The sequence below is a fragment of the Corynebacterium callunae DSM 20147 genome (assembly GCF_000344785.1).
Taxonomy (GTDB): Bacteria; Actinomycetota; Actinomycetes; order Mycobacteriales; family Mycobacteriaceae; genus Corynebacterium; species Corynebacterium callunae.
Map to the genome: position 1 here is coordinate 1,796,231 of NC_020506.1, position 19,114 is coordinate 1,815,344.

General features: G+C 50.9%; 16 protein-coding genes and 1 pseudogene. 10 read left to right on the top strand and 7 right to left on the bottom strand.

The window, feature by feature from the left end; all coding sequences use genetic code 11:
• Positions 1-166: 166 nt before the first annotated feature.
• The 3 genes from H924_RS08495 to H924_RS08505 are packed head-to-tail and all read left to right on the top strand — an operon-like array spanning position 167 to position 3,862.
• Complete coding sequence (locus H924_RS08495; protein WP_015651549.1) at positions 167-1,093, top strand: ABC transporter permease; 927 nt, start codon at positions 167-169, stop codon at positions 1,091-1,093.
• Positions 1,086-2,132 carry an ABC transporter permease gene (locus H924_RS08500; protein WP_015651550.1) on the top strand — a complete coding sequence of 349 codons (1,047 nt, stop codon included), beginning with the start codon at positions 1,086-1,088 and terminating at the stop codon, positions 2,130-2,132. Before H924_RS08495 ends, H924_RS08500 begins: the two co-directional genes overlap by 8 nt.
• Positions 2,129-3,862: a dipeptide ABC transporter ATP-binding protein gene (locus tag H924_RS08505; protein ID WP_015651551.1), complete on the top strand. Its 1,734-nt coding sequence runs from the start codon at positions 2,129-2,131 to the stop codon at positions 3,860-3,862. Before H924_RS08500 ends, H924_RS08505 begins: the two co-directional genes overlap by 4 nt.
• A gap of 152 nt (positions 3,863-4,014) precedes the next feature.
• Here H924_RS08505 and H924_RS08510 read toward each other — a convergent pair whose 3' ends face one another.
• Positions 4,015-5,781, bottom strand: coding sequence for a proline--tRNA ligase (locus H924_RS08510; RefSeq protein ID WP_015651552.1), 1,767 nt, complete (start codon positions 5,779-5,781; stop codon positions 4,015-4,017).
• Between the two features lie 91 nt (positions 5,782-5,872).
• Here H924_RS08510 and yaaA point away from each other — a divergent pair, with 91 nt between their 5' ends.
• Positions 5,873-6,610, top strand: coding sequence for a peroxide stress protein YaaA (gene yaaA, locus H924_RS08515; protein WP_015651553.1), 738 nt, complete (start codon positions 5,873-5,875; stop codon positions 6,608-6,610).
• On the opposite strand, the gene H924_RS08520 is transcribed toward yaaA, so the two are convergent.
• The 3 genes from H924_RS08520 to cobA form a co-directional block, all read right to left on the bottom strand.
• Positions 6,607-7,353, bottom strand: coding sequence for a vWA domain-containing protein (locus H924_RS08520; protein ID WP_015651554.1), 747 nt, complete (start codon positions 7,351-7,353; stop codon positions 6,607-6,609). The two genes, yaaA and H924_RS08520, sit on opposite strands and share 4 nt — an antisense overlap.
• Before the next feature lie 19 nt (positions 7,354-7,372).
• Positions 7,373-8,479 (bottom strand): ATP-binding protein, encoded by a 1,107-nt coding sequence (locus tag H924_RS08525; protein ID WP_015651555.1) that lies wholly within the window; start codon positions 8,477-8,479, stop codon positions 7,373-7,375.
• A 179-nt stretch (positions 8,480-8,658) separates the two neighbouring features.
• Complete coding sequence (gene cobA, locus H924_RS08530; protein WP_015651556.1) at positions 8,659-9,414, bottom strand: uroporphyrinogen-III C-methyltransferase; 756 nt, start codon at positions 9,412-9,414, stop codon at positions 8,659-8,661.
• A 41-nt stretch (positions 9,415-9,455) separates the two neighbouring features.
• On the opposite strand from cobA, the gene H924_RS08535 reads away from it, so the two are divergent.
• On the top strand, positions 9,456-10,904 hold the full coding sequence (locus tag H924_RS08535; protein ID WP_015651557.1) for a protein adenylyltransferase SelO: 1,449 nt from the start codon (positions 9,456-9,458) through the stop codon (positions 10,902-10,904).
• A 178-nt stretch (positions 10,905-11,082) separates the two neighbouring features.
• Here H924_RS08535 and H924_RS14570 read toward each other — a convergent pair.
• The 3 genes and pseudogenes from H924_RS14570 to mqo form a co-directional block, all read right to left on the bottom strand.
• Positions 11,083-11,406, bottom strand: a pseudogene (locus tag H924_RS14570) (VOC family protein).
• A 295-nt stretch (positions 11,407-11,701) separates the two neighbouring features.
• Positions 11,702-11,887, bottom strand: a complete 186-nt coding sequence (locus tag H924_RS14575) for a VOC family protein (RefSeq protein ID WP_245533857.1) — start codon at positions 11,885-11,887, stop codon at positions 11,702-11,704.
• A 149-nt stretch (positions 11,888-12,036) separates the two neighbouring features.
• On the bottom strand, positions 12,037-13,536 hold the full coding sequence (mqo, locus tag H924_RS08545) for a malate dehydrogenase (quinone) (RefSeq protein WP_015651558.1): 1,500 nt from the start codon (positions 13,534-13,536) through the stop codon (positions 12,037-12,039).
• A gap of 440 nt (positions 13,537-13,976) precedes the next feature.
• Between mqo and H924_RS08550 the strand changes: the two genes are divergently transcribed.
• From H924_RS08550 to H924_RS08570, 5 genes are all read left to right on the top strand, one after another.
• Complete coding sequence (locus H924_RS08550; protein ID WP_015651559.1) at positions 13,977-15,044, top strand: alpha/beta hydrolase; 1,068 nt, start codon at positions 13,977-13,979, stop codon at positions 15,042-15,044.
• A 57-nt stretch (positions 15,045-15,101) separates the two neighbouring features.
• The gene (mtr, locus tag H924_RS08555; protein ID WP_015651560.1) at positions 15,102-16,499 is read left to right on the top strand and encodes a mycothione reductase; all 1,398 of its coding nucleotides are present in this window, start codon (positions 15,102-15,104) and stop codon (positions 16,497-16,499) included.
• A 413-nt stretch (positions 16,500-16,912) separates the two neighbouring features.
• Entirely contained in the window at positions 16,913-17,251 is a 339-nt protein-coding gene (locus tag H924_RS08560; protein WP_015651561.1) for a hypothetical protein, read from the top strand.
• Positions 17,252-17,297: 46 nt separating this feature from the next.
• On the top strand, positions 17,298-17,654 hold the full coding sequence (locus H924_RS08565; protein ID WP_015651562.1) for a hypothetical protein: 357 nt from the start codon (positions 17,298-17,300) through the stop codon (positions 17,652-17,654).
• A gap of 218 nt (positions 17,655-17,872) precedes the next feature.
• Positions 17,873-19,027 (top strand): HNH endonuclease signature motif containing protein, encoded by a 1,155-nt coding sequence (locus H924_RS08570; RefSeq protein ID WP_015651563.1) that lies wholly within the window; start codon positions 17,873-17,875, stop codon positions 19,025-19,027.
• The last annotated feature ends 87 nt before the right edge of the window (positions 19,028-19,114 follow it).

Here is a 19,114-nt window from a genome sequence, read left to right on the forward strand (position 1 = left end):
CTGCTTCACCACTTAGCTTTTTAAAGAGCTAAAACTAAGGCCCAGGACACTGTCAACCAGCACCTGGGCCTTCTGGCTTTTCTAATAATCCCAGTTTCCACCGGGTTTTTCGTCGAAAAGCGTCAATCCTTTTATCCAACCCAAGCAAGCAAGGACACCCACGCTCATGCTTCGTTATGTCGGGCGCCGTTTGCTCCAAATGATTCCGGTCTTTTTTGGTGCAACCCTGCTGATTTACGCCCTTGTTTTCCTCATGCCTGGTGACCCAGTCCAGGCACTCGGCGGTGACCGCGGCCTTACCGAGGCGGCGGCTGAGAAAATCCGTCAGGAATACAACCTAGATAAACCTTTCTTGGTGCAGTATCTGCTCTATATCAAGGGCATTTTTGTACTCGATTTTGGCACCACCTTCTCAGGCCAACCCGTGCTTGATGTGATGGCCCGTGCATTCCCTGTCACCATCAAACTTTCCATTATGGCTTTGGTTTTTGAAGCAGTACTTGGCATCGTTTTTGGTGTTATTGCCGGCTTCCGCCGCGGTGGCATTTTTGACTCCACGGTGCTGGTTATTTCCCTCATCGTGATTGCTGTTCCGACCTTTGTTATCGGCTTTGTGCTGCAGTTCCTTGTCGGTGTGAAATGGGGCCTATTGCCCGTTACCGTGGGCTCAAATACTAGCTTCACAGCATTGCTCATGCCTGCGATTGTGCTGGGTGCGGTGTCATTTGCCTATGTGCTGCGCCTGACCCGCCAATCTGTGAGCGAGAACCTCCGTGCCGATTATGTTCGCACTGCGCGTGCCAAGGGCATGTCTGGATTTTCCGTAATGAACCGCCACGTGCTGCGCAACTCCCTCATCCCGGTTGCCACCTTTCTGGGTGCTGACTTAGGTGCACTGATGGGTGGCGCAATTGTCACCGAGGGCATCTTTGGAATCAACGGTGTGGGTGGAACGCTTTATCAAGCAATCCTTAAGGGTGAGCCCACCACGGTTGTCTCCATCGTCACCGTCTTGGTGATCGTCTACATTGTTGCCAATCTCGTCGTGGACTTGATCTACGCCGTGCTCGACCCAAGGATCCGCTATGCCTAATAATGAATTTCCCGCAGGCCGCGATCAGAGCCTGGAACATGGCTTGAGTCAACCGACCAATGATCAGGCTCATTTCTTCCCCGGTGGCCGTGATCAAGCACTAGTCCGTCCCGGTCAAGAGCACTTCATTGCCGAGACCGACGAAACCGGACTTGGAGCTGTTGACGCAGTTGCTGATGACTCCGCCCCAACGTCCATGTGGGGAGAAGCTTGGCGCGATCTACGCACCCGCCCGCTCTTCTGGGTTTCTGCTCTATTGATTTTGTTGGCCCTAGCGCTTGCCGTGGTACCACAGCTTTTCACCAGCACCGATCCTTCATTCTGTGAACTGGGTAATTCCCTCAACGGACCAGAAGCAGGGCATCCTTTCGGCTTTGACCGCCAAGGTTGCGATATTTATGCCCGCACTGTTTATGGTGCCCGCGCCTCGGTGTCTGTTGGTGTATTAACCACCTTGTTGGTTGTCCTCATCGGTACCGTCTTTGGCGCTTTGGCTGGTTTCTTCGGTGGCTTCATGGATACCATTCTTTCCCGCATCACCGATATGTTCTTCGCCATTCCTTTGGTTCTGGCTGCCATCGTGGTTATGCAGATGTTCAAGGAACAGCGCACCATCATCACCGTGGTTTTGGTCCTGGGACTTTTTGGCTGGACCAACATTGCGCGTATCACCCGTGGTGCCGTCATGACCGCTAAAAACGAAGAGTACGTAACCTCCGCCCGTGCACTTGGTGCTTCCAAGGCAAAGATGCTGCTTTCCCACATCATGCCTAATGCTGCGGCACCAATTATTGTGTACTCCACCGTGGCATTGGGAACCTTCATTGTTGCTGAGGCCACGCTGTCGTTCTTGGGCATTGGCTTGCCACCATCAATTGTGTCCTGGGGTGCAGATATTGCAAAGGCACAGACTTCCTTGCGTACCCAACCAATGGTGCTCTTTTACCCTGCTATGGCACTGGCACTAACCGTATTGAGCTTCATCATGATGGGCGATGTCGTCCGCGACGCTCTTGATCCTAAGTCGAGGAAGCGATGACCGATAATTCTCTAAACAACCAGCCATTGGCAGATCATGCCGGCGAAAAACCACTGCTGCAGCTTAAAGATCTAAAGATTTCCTTCACCTCCTCCACTGGTGTGGTTGATGCAGTCCGTGGCGCGAACCTCACCATCTACCCTGGCCAGTCTGTAGCCATCGTTGGTGAATCTGGATCGGGCAAATCCACTACCGCGATGTCTATCATTGGACTTTTGCCTGGTACTGGCAAGGTGACCGAGGGTTCCATCATCTTTGAAGGCGCCGATATTACTGGCCTGAACAATAAGCAGATGGAGAAATATCGCGGCTCCGAAATTGGTCTGGTTCCCCAGGATCCTATGACCAACTTGAACCCGGTATGGCGCATTGGAACCCAGGTCAAGGAATCCTTGCGCGCCAACCATGTGGTGCCAGGTTCTGAAATGGATAAGCGAGTTGCCGAGGTGCTTGCAGAAGCTGGCCTACCGGATGCAGAGCGCCGCGCCAAGCAATATCCTCATGAGTTTTCCGGTGGTATGCGCCAACGTGCGCTCATTGGCATTGGTCTGGCAGCGCGCCCAAAGTTGCTTATTGCCGATGAACCTACCTCTGCGCTGGATGTCACCGTGCAGCGCCAGATCCTGGATCACCTGGAAACGTTGACCAAGGAGCTTGGCACTGCAGTGCTCTTTATTACCCACGATCTAGGTTTGGCTGCTGAACGCGCCGAGCACCTCGTGGTTATGCACCGCGGACGCATCGTTGAATCCGGACCGTCATTGAGCATTCTGCGTAATCCTCAGCATCCTTATACCCAGCGTTTGGTAAAGGCAGCTCCCTCACTGGCATCCGCGCGCATTCAAAGTGCACAACAACACGGAATTGAATCTTCTGAATTGCTAGCTGCAACGGCTGGCGATGATGCGCAGCCAGAAGAACGCGTAATTGAAGTTAAGAACCTCACCAAGGAATTTGATATCCGTGGTGCCCGCGGAGATAAAAAGAAGCTCAAAGCTGTTGATGATGTCTCCTTCTTTGTCCGCAAGGGAACCACCACTGCTTTGGTGGGAGAATCTGGTTCTGGTAAATCTACCGTGGCCAATATGGTGTTGAACCTGCTTGAGCCAAGCAGTGGCCAGGTGCTCTATGAGGGCACAGATCTCACCGGTTTGAGCTCCAAAGAGATCTTTAATATGCGCCGGAAGCTACAAGTGGTTTTCCAAAACCCCTATGGTTCCTTGGATCCGATGTACTCCATCTACCGCTGCATCGAAGAGCCTCTGGTCATTCACAAGGTTGGCGGAGACCGTAAGGCTCGAGAAGCTCGCGTTGCTGAGTTATTGGATATGGTTTCCATGCCTCGTTCCACCATGCGCCGCTACCCCAATGAGCTTTCCGGTGGTCAGCGTCAGCGTATTGCGATTGCCCGTGCATTGGCTCTTAATCCTGAGGTCATTGTGCTGGATGAAGCAGTTTCTGCACTGGATGTTTTGGTGCAGAACCAGATCTTGCAGCTCTTGGCTCAGCTGCAGCAAGATCTGAAATTGAGCTACCTCTTTATCACTCACGATCTTGCAGTGGTTCGCCAAACTGCAGATGATGTGGTGGTTATGCAAAAGGGTCGCATCGTAGAAAAGGGTCGTACCGACGACATCTTTAATAACCCTCAACAGGACTACACGCGCGCTTTAATTAACGCCGTTCCTGGTTTGGGAATTGAGCTAGGCACTGGTGAAAACCTAATTTAACCACCTGCTCCCCACTTAACCCCTGCATCTTAAGGACGTTCCAGTCTAAAAGGTGCAGGGGTTGAGTGCTTTTCCGCCCACAAACAAGCACTGCCCCGATCAAAGGAATTTACCTTTAATCGGGGCAGGAATGCTAACTGATCTAGCGAGTTTTAGACGCGGGCTTGAACAACCATCTCAACGATGTGAGCAACAGCCTCATCGGCATTAAGTTCGGTATTTTCGCCACCGCGCACGCGCAGCTCAACCTTGCCATCTGCATAACCACGGCCGAGGATCAACGCGAAAGGCATGCCCAAAAGTTCTGCATCCTTAAACTTCACACCGGGGCTGACCTTGGCACGGTCGTCGAAAAGCACCTCGAGGCCAGCGGCAGACAACTCTGCGGCGTAGCGCTCTGCAGCCTCAATAGCGGCGGCGTCCTTATTAGCTGCAACCACGTGGACCTGGTAAGGGGCAACCTCAACGGACCAGTTCAGACCAGCGTCATCGTGGCGCTGCTCAGCCAGCACAGCCAAAAGGCGGGAAACACCAATGCCATAGGAACCCATGGTTGGGATTGCGCGCTTGCCGTTTTCGTCCAAGATCTGCACGTCAAAAGCTTGGGTGTACTTGCGGCCCAATTGGAAGATATGTCCAATTTCAATACCGCGAGCCAAGGTCAAAGTGCCCTCGCCTTCTGGAGCTGGATCGCCTTCCATGATTTCGGCTGCTTCAATAAAGCCGTCTGGAGTGAAATCGCGGCCCGCAACCAGGCCTACCACGTGGCGTTCCTTCTCATCAGCACCGGTGATCCAGGAAGTACCGTTTACAACGCGAGGATCAGCCAAAACCTTCACGCCATTCTTTGCCAAACCAACAGGTCCGACATAACCCTTGACCAAGAATGGATTCTTGGCAAAGTCAGCTTCCACAGCCAACTCAACTTCAGCAGGCTCAAGGGAAGCTTCCAAACGCTTCATATCAACTTCGCGATTGCCAGGAAGCAGGATGCCGGTAAGCTCCCACTCCTCCGCACCAGGCTGGCGGACCTTTACAACGATGCACTTGAGGGTATCGGCTGCAGTTACTTCGCGGCCGTCAATGCGCACGTCAATGGAGTTTGCCCAATCAACCAAAGCATCAATGGTTTCAGATGCTGGGGTCTCATGGATCACTGCCTCTGGCAGGCCTTCGATTGAACGCTCCACACCAGGCTGGGTGACAACTGCTTCGACGTTTGCAGCGTAATTACCAGCGGTGGAACGCACAAAGGTGTCTTCGCCATTTTCGGAAACGGCGAGGAACTCCTCGGATGCAGAACCACCCATGGCGCCAGAAGTTGCCTTACAAATTACGTATTCGATGCCGAGGCGATCAAAAATACGCTGGTAAGCGCCACGGTGACGCTGGTAGGACTCTTCCAAACCAGCATCGCTCATATCGAAGGAGTAGGAATCCTTCATCACAAATTCGCGGCCACGCAGAATTCCGGCACGAGGGCGTTCCTCATCGCGGTACTTGGTCTGGATTTGGTAGAGGGTGACCGGGAAGTCTTTATAGGAGTTATAAAGATCCTTGACGGTGGAGGCAAACATTTCCTCGTGGGTTGGTCCCAGGAGGTAATCGCCGCCCTTGCGGTCCTTCAGGCGGAAGAGTGAATCGCCATATTCGGTCCAGCGCTGGGTGGTTTCATAAGGCTCACGTGGCAAAAGTGCTGGGAAGAGCAGCTCCTGGCCACCGATCTCATTCATTTCCTCGCGGACAACTGCTTCAATATTGCGCAGGGCACGCAGTCCAAGTGGCAACCAGGAATAAACGCCGGGTGCTACTCGGCGGATATAACCTGCACGAACAAGCAGCTTGTGGCTGGGTACTTCAGCATCGGCAGGGTCTTCGCGCAGAGTGCGCAAAAAGAGCGTGGAAAGACGAGTGATCATGAGTGATAAATATACCCCCTCACTTCCTATTCAACCGCCCAACCCCCGGTTTTAACTTCTGTGCCTTTAGCCCTCAAGTATTCTCACACTCATGCTTATTGTGTTGCCCCCTTCTGAAACCAAAACTCCCGGCGGCAAAGGGAAACCTCTTGCGCTGGATAAACTAAGCTTTCCGCAGCTTAATGCGGTACGCGCGCAACTAATTGAGGATCTTTCCGCACTCGAGGTAGATGAAGCGATGCAGTTGCTGGGAATTTCAGAAAACCTGCGCGCCGAGGCAGAGGCCAATAAGCAACTTTTCACCAGCCCCACTATGCCGGCGATTTTCCGCTATTCCGGCGTACTTTATGATGCCCTCGACGCCGCTTCCCTACCCAAGTCCGCCCTGAAACGCCTGGCCATCGGGTCCGCACTTTTTGGCGTGGTGCGCGCCACCGACCAGATTCCGCATTATCGTCTTTCCGGGGGCACCAAAGTGCCCACCAAAACCGGTGAGCTGCCAACGCTCAAGGCCCGCTGGGGTACCTCCATCACCGAGGCGCTTTTCGACGCAAACCCGCTGATCGTGGATTTGCGCAGTGGTACTTATCAACAACTGGGAAGAGTCAAAACCGCAGTAACTGTGCGAGTTGAATCTGTCCTGGAGGATGGCTCACGCAAGGTGGTCAGCCACTTTAATAAGCATTACAAAGGCGAGCTTGCCAGGGTGTTGGCAAGCTCACCAAAGTCTGCAAAAAATGCTGCTGAGGTGGCAGAAATCGCGCGTTCTGCGGGCATGATCATCGAGGAAAATCCTGCGCACAAGGAAACTTTTACGCTCGTCGTTTAGGCATTGATCACGAACTTAATATGCTCGGAATTCATATCGCGCAATCTAATACACACACCATTGAGCATTTCTGCTAGTACTGCTGCTTTTTCTTTACGGACCTTCAATCTGCCTTCACAGTCAATGACCAAATTTCCGGAAAGCCCAGATTTCACCACCAACTGAGCTGCCGTAGCGATGCCCATTTCACCTGCCGATGACGTATCTTGACCATCGGTCATGACAATCATCAACGCGCGACGGCCCGGTTCTTTGCGACGTTCACGTTCCATTAGATCTTTGGCCATGAGCAATCCCTCAGCTAAAGGAGTGCGTCCACCCATCGGCATATCTTTAAGACGCTGTTGCGCAAGTTCCACCGAGTTGGTGGGATTAAGCACCAGTGTTGGTTTATTGCCGTTGACCGCGATGACCGCAACTTTATCCCGGCGCTGGTAGGCGTCGGAAAGCATGGAGGTAATCGTGCTGGTGACAGCGCGTACTCGTGATAGCGCGGCCATAGAACCCGAAGTATCAACCACAAATACGATGAGGTTTGCTTCTTTGCCTCGCCTTAAAGATCCACGCAGATCCTCGGGACGGAAATCAACAATTCCTTCCACAATTCCGGCTCCACGTTCGCTGGCCGCCATGAGCGTTCCCACCAAGTTAATTCCGTGCCCATCCTTTTTGGGACGCACATCAGCGCCCTGTCGAGAATAGGCTTTGGAACGGCGCCCCGGAGTGGATTCCTCCGAACCCATGGTGGACAGACGCAGGTTTCTAGGAACGAAAGGGCTCGCCGGAGCCGGCAGTACCTACCTTTCCGGTGGTCTGTGCCTTGGCTTGGGCAGTGCCTTGCATTCCATCTTCGTCGGTGGGATTTTCGGTATCCGTTAGGGCTTGCGCACCAGTTTCTTCATCGGTGATTTTAGCAGCAGGACCTTGTTTTTCATGATCTTTGAAGAAGTTGCGCGCTTCTTGCAGTGTTTCTTGGAGCCTACACTCTTCCATTTCTGGCGCGTCAAAAGGATTGCGACGTCGACGGTGTGGCAGGGCCAAGCGCGCTGCAGTTTCTACGTCGTCATCGGTAACTACGGTGCGACCTTCCCAAGCTGCATTGGCCAGGGCGGTGCGAGTAATCACGAGGTCTGCGCGCATGCCGTCAACTTCGATGCGCGCACACAGCCAAGCGATGTGGTTGAGGATCATATCGGGAAGTTCTACCGATGGAAGCAGCTCTTTTGCTGCGACAATACGTTCAACAGTTGCTGCATCTTGATCCGCCCACTGTGCCATAAATTGCTCAGGATTATTTTCATAAGCTAGGCGGCGCTTGATAATCTCAACACGAATTTCAGGATTAGTCGAGGCGGACACATCAACGGCTAGCCCAAAGCGGTCCAGGAGCTGCGGGCGCAGTTCCCCTTCCTCTGGGTTCATGGTGCCCACTAGCACGAAGTTTGTTGAGGAAGAATGCGAAATGCTATCGCGCTCGATATTGACGCGGCCGCTGGCTGCAGCATCCAAAAGTGCATCAACCAAGTGGTCAGCTAGCAAGTTGATCTCATCTACATAAAGCACGCCGCCGTCTGCCTGCGCTAGCAGGCCCGGCTGGTATTCTGCGCGACCGGTGGTAAATACGGTCTCCATATTTAGTGATCCCACAACGCGGTCCTCGGTTGAGCCGAGCGGGAGGTTGATCAGAGGCGCGTCGCCAAGCAAAGCCACAAAGGCGCGCACTGTGGTGGTTTTGGCGGTGCCCTTTTCGCCGCGGATAACCACACCGCCGATGCGTGGTGAGATTGCGGTCAAGATAAGAGCTAGACTCAGCTCATCTTGGCCAACCACTGCTGAAAATGGGTACCGAATAACGCTTTGGGGAGACACGCTTTTCTTCTTTCCACCTTAAAAACACCCACGCTTGGATGCTCCATCACATATTTTTCGCTCCAGTGAGTAGATCACACCTGTGTGTGGATACCTTAGTAGTGCAGCGCTACTACAACGAATTTATAAGGTGGAATTTGACCGACTTGGGGGTAGGTTTTATTGGCATCTTGCCCCCGCTATAATCCCGCGACGTCACCAATGACGTATACCGCTGGCGCCTTAATATCCTGGGCGATTATGGTGTCTCCCAGGGTTGCCAAAGTGCATCGAATAGAGCGCTGGCTTTCAGTCGTACCTTCTTGAATCACCGCAGCCGGTGTATCTGCTGCCAGACCACCAGCCATAAGTGCATCGGCAATAGGCGCGGCATTTTTTACGCCCATGATGATTGAAAGTGTGCCACCAGATTTTGCCAAAGCATCCCAATCAAGCAGGGATTTTTCATGGCCTGGGGGAAGGTGACCAGAGATGACGGTAAAACTATGCACAACTCCCCTGCTGGTGATGGGAATTCCGGCAGCAGCAGGCACTGAAATTGCACTGGTCACACCTGGTATAACCTCACAGGCAATGCCATGTTCGGCTAAGTATTCCAATTCCTCAAAGCCTCGGCCAAAGACATAAGGATCGCCACCTTTAAGGCGCACGACCTTTTTGCCTTGTTGTGCGTATTCCACCAGCATTTCATTGGTACGGGACTGTGCAACTTGGCGACCATAAGGAAGCTTGGAAACATCGACAAGTTCCTTTGAGCTAATATCGCACAACTTCTCCAACTCATTTGTTGGCCCCAGATGATCCGCCAAAATAACATCTGCTTCTTGCAAACGATTCATGCCGCGCACCGTGATTAAATCCCAAGCCCCGGGGCCTCCGCCAATAAGACTTACTGGCTTGATGGTGGCAGAGGTCTCTGATTGCTTACTATTCATGGAAAGTTATCCTAGTCGGTGCAAATCGCTAGGCTGGCAGTATGAGTACCACAAGCGAACAATCCCCCACTTTTGCGCCTTTTAAGCTTGAGGCTCAATTTGCTACCGAACTTCCCGAACTTGCCGTTCCTGGACACGGAGAAGATACGCCAGATCCAACATTATTGCTGCTCAATGAGGTTTTAGCCGAGGAACTGGGACTCAATCCAACGTGGCTCAAAAGCGATGATGGCATTCAATTCCTCCTCGGACACAACTCCCAACCACTCACCCAAGCAGTGTCCCAAGCTTATGCAGGCCACCAATTTGGCCAATTTGTTCCACGACTTGGAGATGGACGTGCCCTGCTCTTGGGAGAAATCCAGGACAAAAGTGGCCACTGGCGTGACATTCACCTTAAAGGCTCAGGTCGTACCAGCTTTTCCCGTGGCGGTGATGGCCGCGCTGCCTTGGGCCCCGTGCTGCGCGAATACCTAGTTTCCGAAGCAATGTTTGCGCTAGGTGTTCCCACTAGCCGAGCGTTGGCCGTGTTAACCACCGGCCGAAAAATCCAGCGCGAAACCGCAGTTCCCAGTGCAGTATTGGTTAGGGTATCAACAAGCCATATACGAGTTGGTTCCTTTCAATATTCCAACCTGACTGGCGGAATTGAACTAACGAAACGCTTGGCAGACTTTGCGATAAAACGACACTATCCTGCTCTGGCGGTGCGGTTGAATACACCAACTCCACAACTTTATGTCGATTTTTTCCGGGAGATCCTAAAACGCCAGGCGCATACCGTTGCCAAATGGACACGACTGGGCTTTATCCATGGAGTGCTCAACACTGACAACACTCTGGTTTCTGGAGAAACAATCGACTACGGTCCCTGTGCATTTATGGAGGCTTATCGCGAAAACACTTTCTTCAGCTCCATCGATACCCAAGGTCGCTATAGTTTCGGCAATCAACCTTCCATAATTGGCTGGAATTTGGCCCGTTTGGTAGAGACCCTGCTTCCTTTATTGGGTGAAACTCCTGATGAAGGAATGACCCAAGCCCAAAACCTGATGAATGAGTTTGGTGAGCTCTACCACGGTGCATTGCTCGAGGAATTTGCTCTTTCATTAGGAGTAGATAACTCACATAAGGAATTGTTTGAGACTTTCCAAAACCTGCTGACTCTCAATTCCCCAGATCTCACCACTTTGATGCGTACTCTAACCGAAGGTGCAACTCCTCCACCTGGATTTGAGTCCTGGGTTGCTCAGTGGCAGGAGCTCAATCCCAATTATGAACAGATGGCGCAGGTTAACCCGGTTTTCATACCCCGAAATCACCTCGTTGAAGAAGCTTTATCCCAAGCTTTAGAGGGAAATATGCAGAATTATCTGCAACTACTGCGCGCTGTGACACATCCATTTGATCGCACAGCCGGCAGTGCTTTCCTTACATTGCCGAGTGCACCTGGTTTTGAAGACGATTTCCGTACCTTCTGTGGTACCTAAAGCGCTTTTCGACGCCCACCACCCCGGCATTCACGCCCGGCAGGGGATGTGCGGGGGGCACGTCGACAAGCGTGGTTTTGGGGCTAAAATTCGTCGTTTTGAATTTTGCCCATTCCCATAAGTTTTCAAATGCGCCAGGCTTCGCCATAAGCTCACTCAAATTATTGGGCACAATCTGCTAACTCACGCCGAATTCGTCCTTGAGCCAACCGCAAACCTCTGCTTCTGGTACTGCGGAAAGTGCGTACCAGACCGCATCTAATTCTTTTTAACCGTGAGCCTGGTACATCAGCGAAACCCCTTCATTGAAGGTGAAGTTCTGCTCCATTCCGGCATCACGGGCACTAAACCATTGCCCTGCAATCTGGACGTCAGAAAACAACAGCGCACCATTCTCTGCAGGTCCGGTTGCCTCAGAGAACTCGACGGTACTGCCGAGCTGAGAATCTGGAAATATACTCAAATACTTCTCTTGAGCAGCCTTTGCGCGATTTTGCGCCACATGCCAAACATTAGCGAAGGGATAATAAATGGCCGAGGATCACTATCCACATCGGCTAAATGAAGCTGCCAGCTGACTCCATACCAATCCTCCACCCACGCCCAATAGGAAGAAAACGGGTATGAATCTAGTGGCATCAGGGTTTTACCGGTGGGGCTTAGCTTTTGCCACATTTATTCCAAATCGGTTTTGCAGCAGGATTCAAAGCTGAATCAAAATTCAGCATGAAGCTCAATGCTGGATTGGGAAGAAATTCCTCCCCTGCATTAAACAAAATAAATCAGGTTCCTGCGAGTTAACCTTCAGCAGTTAGCGTTTTGCCAGCTAGACACTCTTGAAAATCCATTAAGCCCGCAGATGGATAGGTAATAGTCTCATGGACATGTGAGCTCTGAGGCATGTGGGAGAAGAGGTCAACGTAGTATTCAGCGGCTTCATCAGCGATACCTAGGCACCAAATATTCGGAATAATCTTATGCATAACCGCGAGGATAGAGCATACACGGGACATGTGTAATGTAAAGCACAATTTCATAGAAAACATCTTCGAATTAAGGACACTTTTCCCTGTATTAGATACTAAAGGGCACCTCGGATAAATCCGAGGTGCCCTTTAGTGAAGTGCAGATTTTAAGCTTCGAGCTTCAGGGTCTGCTGGGTACGCTCCCACTGCTCAGCGAAAAGTTCAGGCTCATTAGCCAACTTCTTGCCATAAGAAGGAACCATTTCCTTTAGCTTGTCGCCCCAAGCGATCATGCGATCGCCGAAGCAACGCTCAAGAAGTTCGAGCATTGCGGAAGGAGCAATGGAAGCTCCAGGAGATGCACCAAGAAGGCCTGCGATAGTGCCCTCAGAGTTGTTGATCAAAGTGGTACCAAATTCCAGGGAACCAAACTTGGGGAAGCCAGTTGGCTTAATTACCTGGACGCGCTGACCCGCAACGATGGTCTCCCAATCGCCATTTTCGGCCTCTGGCATGTATTCACGCAAAGATTCCATACGCTTGTCCTGGTTCTTGAGAACTTCGGTAACCAGGTACTTGGTGAGGTCAAATTCCTGTGCAGCAACACCCAAGTAGGAAGGAATGTTGTCTGGGCGGATGGACTTGAAGAGATCCAAGTAAGAGCCCTGCTTCAGGAACTTAGGAGTCCAACCACCATAAGGTCCGAAGAGTAGACCCTTCTGGCCATCGATGACGCGGGTATCAAGGTGAGGAACAGACATTGGAGGAGCTCCAACGGATGCTTTGCCATAAACCTTGGCAGCGTGCTGCTCGATAAGCTCTTCATTGGTGCAACGTAGCCACAGGCCAGATACCGGGAAACCAGCAAAGCCCTTTACCTGTGGGACGCCTGCGCTGCGCAGCAAATCAAGTGCATATCCGCCAGCGCCAACAAATACGAAGTTAGCCTTGACAGTCTTGGTGTCGCCGGTGTGAACGTTCTTAACGGTCACAATCCACTTTGCACCATCAGCCTTGATGTCCTTAACTTCGTGACCGTAGCGGATTTCAGTGCCGCCAGCCTGGGCTGCAGCGAGGAACTGCTTGGTCTGTGCACCGTAGTTAATATCGGTGCCTTCTTTAATCCAAGAAATAGCGACTGGGTTAGAGAAATCCCTGCCCTTTGCCATCAGAGGAAGCTTTTCAGCAAAGGTCTCTGCATCATCTGCATAAGACATTCCCTGGAAAAGTGGGTGATCCTTTAATGCGTTAAAGCGATTCTTGATGTATTCAACCTGGTCCGCGCCCTGTCCGAAGGAAACGTGAGGAACTGGGTTAATGAATTCGCTTGGATCTGAAAGGATTCCATTATCCACCTGGTGAGACCAGAATTGGCGAGAAACCTGGAACTTTTCATTAATGCCAATAGCCTTGGTGATATCCACCTTGCCATTGACCTCAGGGGTGTAGTTCAACTCACATAGAGCAGAGTGTCCAGTACCTGCATTGTTCCACGGTGAGGACGACTCTTGGGCCGGTCCATCCAAACGCTCAAAGATGATCTGAGACCAGGTTGGCTCCAGCTGGCGCAACATTGCACCAAGAGTAGAGCTCATGATTCCGGCACCGATAAGGACAACGTCTGCCTCATCGGTAATCCTCTGTGCGTTCTTCGGGGAATCTGACATGTTCAACTTCCTTTTATCTCCGCGAGTTGTCTGCCGAACACAAAAAACAGGCGCCACAAGCCAAATTCTGCCCTCAACAAACCACACTTGATGGCAGAAAAGTAAGCCGACGCTTGAAATTGCACCCCCTCTTGACTCTTGCAAGAGATCATGGGTACACGTTGTCCGTAGGTTAATAGTGTACGCCTGCAATGCAAGCGCCAGGAAACAGCCTCCGAATATTAGCCAAACATCACTATAATCCTCCCCCTATTTACCCCCACCCCCAAGTTGCCAACCTTGCAAATGTGATCTTTGCAAAATCTTGGCAGCTGGGAGCAATGCCAGAACTTGCCAAAAGACTTCCACGGAAGAGAAATTACCCGTCAAAAACCGGCACTATTAATTTTTATTTGGTCTCCTCGCAGCGTTTTCAGAGGTTTGCTTCTATCTTTAGAAGTATGAACGCTCAAAGCACCCCGATGCCCCTTATCGACGAACGAGAATGGGCCATTGACATCCTGGGCGCTGGATACGAATTTCACACCATTGAACTAGGCAATGATCCGGATGGCGAGACAGACGTTGTAGCAACGGTAGTTCGTTTTAATCCAGCAGCCGCTAACTCTGCCGATCATGAATTTTTCCGCCGGCCCGCCTTATTGTGGGTGCACGGCATGACCGACTATTTCTTCCACACGGAGTTTGCGGAATATTTTCATGATGCAGGCTTTGCCGTTTATGCGGTAGATCTCCGCAAATGTGGCAGGTCCCACCGACCGGGCCAACAATGGCATTTTGCTACCGATCTCCGTTTTTATTTTCCAGATCTTAATGCCGCCACGGAACTAATTGCTACTCTCCATCCTTCGCTGATACCAGCAGCCCATTCCACCGGAGGACTAATTGTTCCGCTGTGGCTTTCTGAACTCAAGGATTCAAATCCTCTAAGGCACTCAAAGATTTCCGGGCTAATACTAAACAGCCCATGGCTTGATCTCATGTATCCACGTGTGGTAGTCCGGCTACTGACACCCGTCATTCAATTTTTGGGACTCAAAAAACCTCAAGCCCTTTTACCTAATGATGGTTTAGGCCCCTACGGTAGATCAATCCACAAAGATCATTTTGGTGAATGGGATTTCGACACCGTATTAAAACCAGTTGAAGGGCACAAGAAAAACCTCGGCTGGTTGCGTGCCATACTTTTAGGTCACCATGAAGTTCATAAAGATCGCGTCAATGTGGGAGTTGATGTTCTGACAATTTGTTCTGCTCGGTCCTGGTTCAACCGGGAATACTCCCCTGCAACCGATTCTGCCGACGCGGTATTAGATGTAAAACAAATTCAAAAGTGGGCTCCACACCTTTCCTCACCTGCCTCTAGGGTCACTGTCATTCCAATTGAAGATGCCCGCCATGACGTTTTCCTCTCAACGCAAGGGGTTCGTCGAAAAGCAATGGAAATAGTCCATAATTGGCTAAAAGATCATGATTTAACTGGCGGGGAAGATTTCTCCTCAAATTAGTGTTAGCTCATAGAGAGTCAGTTTTTTCAAATAATGTTCGTCTAGGAGTCCTTTTAAATGTCCGAGCAGTCCGCAGCAATCAAGCACTACGACCTCATTATCATCGGCACAGGTTCCGGAAACTCTATTCCGGGTCCAGAGTTTGAAGATAAGTCAATTGCCATTATTGAGAAGGGTGCTTTTGGCGGAACCTGCCTCAACGTAGGTTGCATCCCCACCAAGATGTACGTTTACGCCGCAGATGTGGCCAAGGAAATCCAGGAAGCTTCCCGCTATGGCATCGACGCTTCCCTAAATGGTGTTGATTGGCCCTCAATTGTGAACCGCGTGTTCGCTGACCGCATTGACCTCATCGCACAAGGTGGAGAGGCTTATCGACGCGGCCCTGAGACTCCAAACATTGACGTTTACGATATGCATGCGCAATTCGTTGGACACAAGACTATTTCCACCGGTATTGCCGGCCAGGAACAGGTAATCAGTGGCACGGATATTGTGATCGCAACAGGTTCTCGCCCTGTTATTCCACAGGCTATTGCAGAATCCGGCGTGCGCTACTACACCAATGAAAACATCATGCGTCTACCTGAGTTGCCAAAATCGATGGTGGTTGTCGGTGGCGGATTTATCGCCATGGAATTTGCCCATGTTTTCCAGTCCCTTGGAACCAACGTCACCATCCTGAACCGCTCGGAAGTGATGTTGCGTGGTGCGGATGCTGATATCTCTGCAAAAATCTTGGAGCTTTCACAGCAGAAATTCAACGTCCACCTCAATACTTCAGTGACTGCTGCACAAAATAATGAGGATGGCAGCATCACCCTCAACACCAACACTGGTGGAGAAATCACTGCGGATATCCTGCTGGTTGCTACCGGCCGTATCGCCAACGGCGATCAGATGAACCTTGCTGCTTCCGGAATTGAAATGGAAGGCACCAAAGTCAAGGTTGATAAATTTGGACGAACCAACGTTGAAGGTGTGTGGGCTTTGGGTGATGTATCTTCCCCATTCCAGCTCAAGCACGTAGCAAATGCTGAAATGCGCGCGGTGCGCCATAATCTTTTGCACCCTGAGGACCTTCGCCAAATGCCTCATGATTTTGTGCCTTCTGCAGTCTTTACCAATCCTCAAATCGCTCAGGTTGGACTAACAGAAGCTGAAGCACTTGCGGCTGGCCACAATATCACTGTCAAGATCCAGAACTACTCCGATGTTGCATATGGCTGGGCGATGGAGGACAAGGATGGCTTTGTCAAACTAATTGCAGATACGGATTCTGGACAACTTTTGGGCGCCCATATTATCGGCGCTCAAGCTTCCACTTTGATTCAACAGCTGATTACAGTGATGGCTTTTGGAATTGATGCCCGTGATGCCGCCAGCAAACAATATTGGATCCACCCAGCTCTCCCTGAGGTCATTGAAAATGCCCTTTTGGGTCTGGAATACTAATTTTTGAGGCATTAATTTCACCTTAAAAATAATTCCGTGTCAAATAAAACAGCCCTTTTGACTACGAAAACCAGCTCAAAATTAAGAAAATTTAAGAATACTTAAGTTTTCGCAGCACATTACTACCCCCAGGGGTAGTAATGTCGATTGAACCTTGTGAGAAGCCGTATAGACTTTTGTTCGTTAGATCACTGAACCATAAAAAGGTTTGGGGAATCTAAGCGCAGTAATTAAAATTGAGACCAGTTTCACCCGTAACGATTGGTAGAAACTGTTCGATATTTGGATTGCTGAGTAATTGTTTAAGTTTCGCCTGGTTTTTCCTGGGAAACTCTAAACAATAACTAATAGCTAAATACGTTCTCCCTTCGTCCGAGGGGAGTTGCTCCAACTAATTTCAAAGGACTTTTCTCATGCGTTCTTTCCGTACTGCTGCTGTTGCAGGCATTGCCGCAATTGCTCTTTCCATGGGCTCCACCACCATCGCTTCTGCTGAGGAATCTGAGCAGAACCTTTCCTCCGGCTTCTCCGCCCTTTCCTCCGGTGGCGCTGCAGCTGTTGGCGAAGACTGGGATGCCGATCAGCCTGCTACCGGTGAGGAAATCTTCGGCGAAGAAGAATCCCGCGATGAGCAGCCTGCTTGGGTTCAGAACATGTACGACCTCACCTGGATCGGCGGCATTGCTTCCCTTCTTGGCATGATCGTATTCCCTGCGTATAACTACCTGGTTTACACCGGCGTTATCAAGTAAAACCCTCCTCATCTCCTTCTTCACCAACTGAAAGGTTCGCATTCCAATGCGTAAATTCCGCAACTCTGCAATCGCACTTGTTTCTGCAGCAGCCATCACCCTTGGTAGCGTTACCGCTGTTTCCGCTCAGGAAACCACCGCTCCTACCACCACCGCTTCCGAGTCCGAGTCCGGCTCCACCGTTGGATCTTCTTGGTCTGACTACAACGAGCCTTACGAGGGTGACCAGGAAGGCTACGGCATCGATGGCTTCGGCTCTTCTCGTGATGACTCCGGCGAGGATGTTCCACGCTGGCTCTCCACCTGGGGCAAGGTATTCGACGTTCTGACCGTCGGTTCCGTCCTCGGCATGATTGTCTTCCCTGTAGTTAACTACCTGAAGTACAACGGCATCATCAAGTAAGTCATCTGACTTAACTCTTTAAGGCGCTCACGATTACCGTGAGCGCCTTTTTGCGTTTCACAAAGTTTTTCTAAGTCATTTCTTGGGCCATCTAGCCGTTTTACCACAGCTTCTTCATAAACTTAAGAATCGAATAAATGCTTGAAATATCCCTTGATTCATGTCCCCTACACCAGGCACACTAGACCTAAAGCACATCAGGTTTTCAGGGGAAAAACATGATCACCAAAGTCTATTTTAGCCACCTCAACCCAACTGACCCACTAGTCCACCTCCACATTGAACTCATCAAGACCACGCATCAAATGTGGGTAAATCTCCTTGCGGAGTCTGAAGAGTTCGATTCTGACTCACTAATTAGTGAACTTATGCGAATCACCGGCAACTCGAGGCACGAGATAAATTTGGGCATCAATGCCATAGCGGCCATGCAAAACTTACCGTTGCTTCGAGATATCCAGGAGCGCTACTACTTTCTTAATATCCGATACCTTGCTGCCATCATGTTGGCAGTTGCCAAGGGATCTAAAGAAATCTGGCCAGAACTCGATCGCCGCATCGTGGATGCCCTCACCCCAGTGACCGCAGACGAAGCTATGATGCAATCATCTACCTTGGCACGGCATATCAAGAAGTGGATTAAGGAACTTGATCCTACTCCGCCCAAGCCACCTGATGAAAAACTTGACTATGTGCGCACGCGCATCAATGACGACGTCACCTACGCCCAAATTCGACTCAGTGGGGCCAACAGACAGCGCTTTAACGACCTGCTTCAGCATTGGTCTGATAAAGGCATCGACCTGGTCACAGGTTTAGTAGATATCCTCAAGGCCAACAGTAAAGTCACCATTACCAAGTACCTCTACACCACGCATGAAGAAGAAAACAACGGTTGGAATCCAGATAATGGCTTTTGCGTCATCAGTGATTACATCGATTGCGAAATCACCAAGACTAAAGACCTCGACAGGTACAAGGGAGTCGTGGAAAACAACTACCGCCCCAGCGAAGGTCTAGTAGCACTGGTACGAGCCAGAGATGGACACTGCAGATTTCCCGGCTGCTGTGTGCCAGCTAGTAAATGCCAGGTGGATCATATTGTGCCATGGAAGGAAGGGGGAAAAACCGTGGACTGGAATCTCCAGCTGGTATGCCAACGCCATCACAATATGAAAACCGATGCCCGCTTTACTGCAGAAATCAATGGAATGGCGGAAGTGAAGTGGGTGGGTCCTATGGATGTTCCCATGGTGACTAGACCTGATGGGCCATTGGCGTTGAAAATGCCACGGGGAAAATGGGGCCAATATTTAAGAGATAGAATGCAGGCGCGGTTTGAAAGAATCCGAGACCGCTACCGCGAAGACTAGCCTAACCACCGCGCGCTAGTGTTTTTCGTCGAAAAGCGTTAAAAAACCAGTTGCCCCGCAGGGCAACTGGCTGCTAAGCAAACCTAA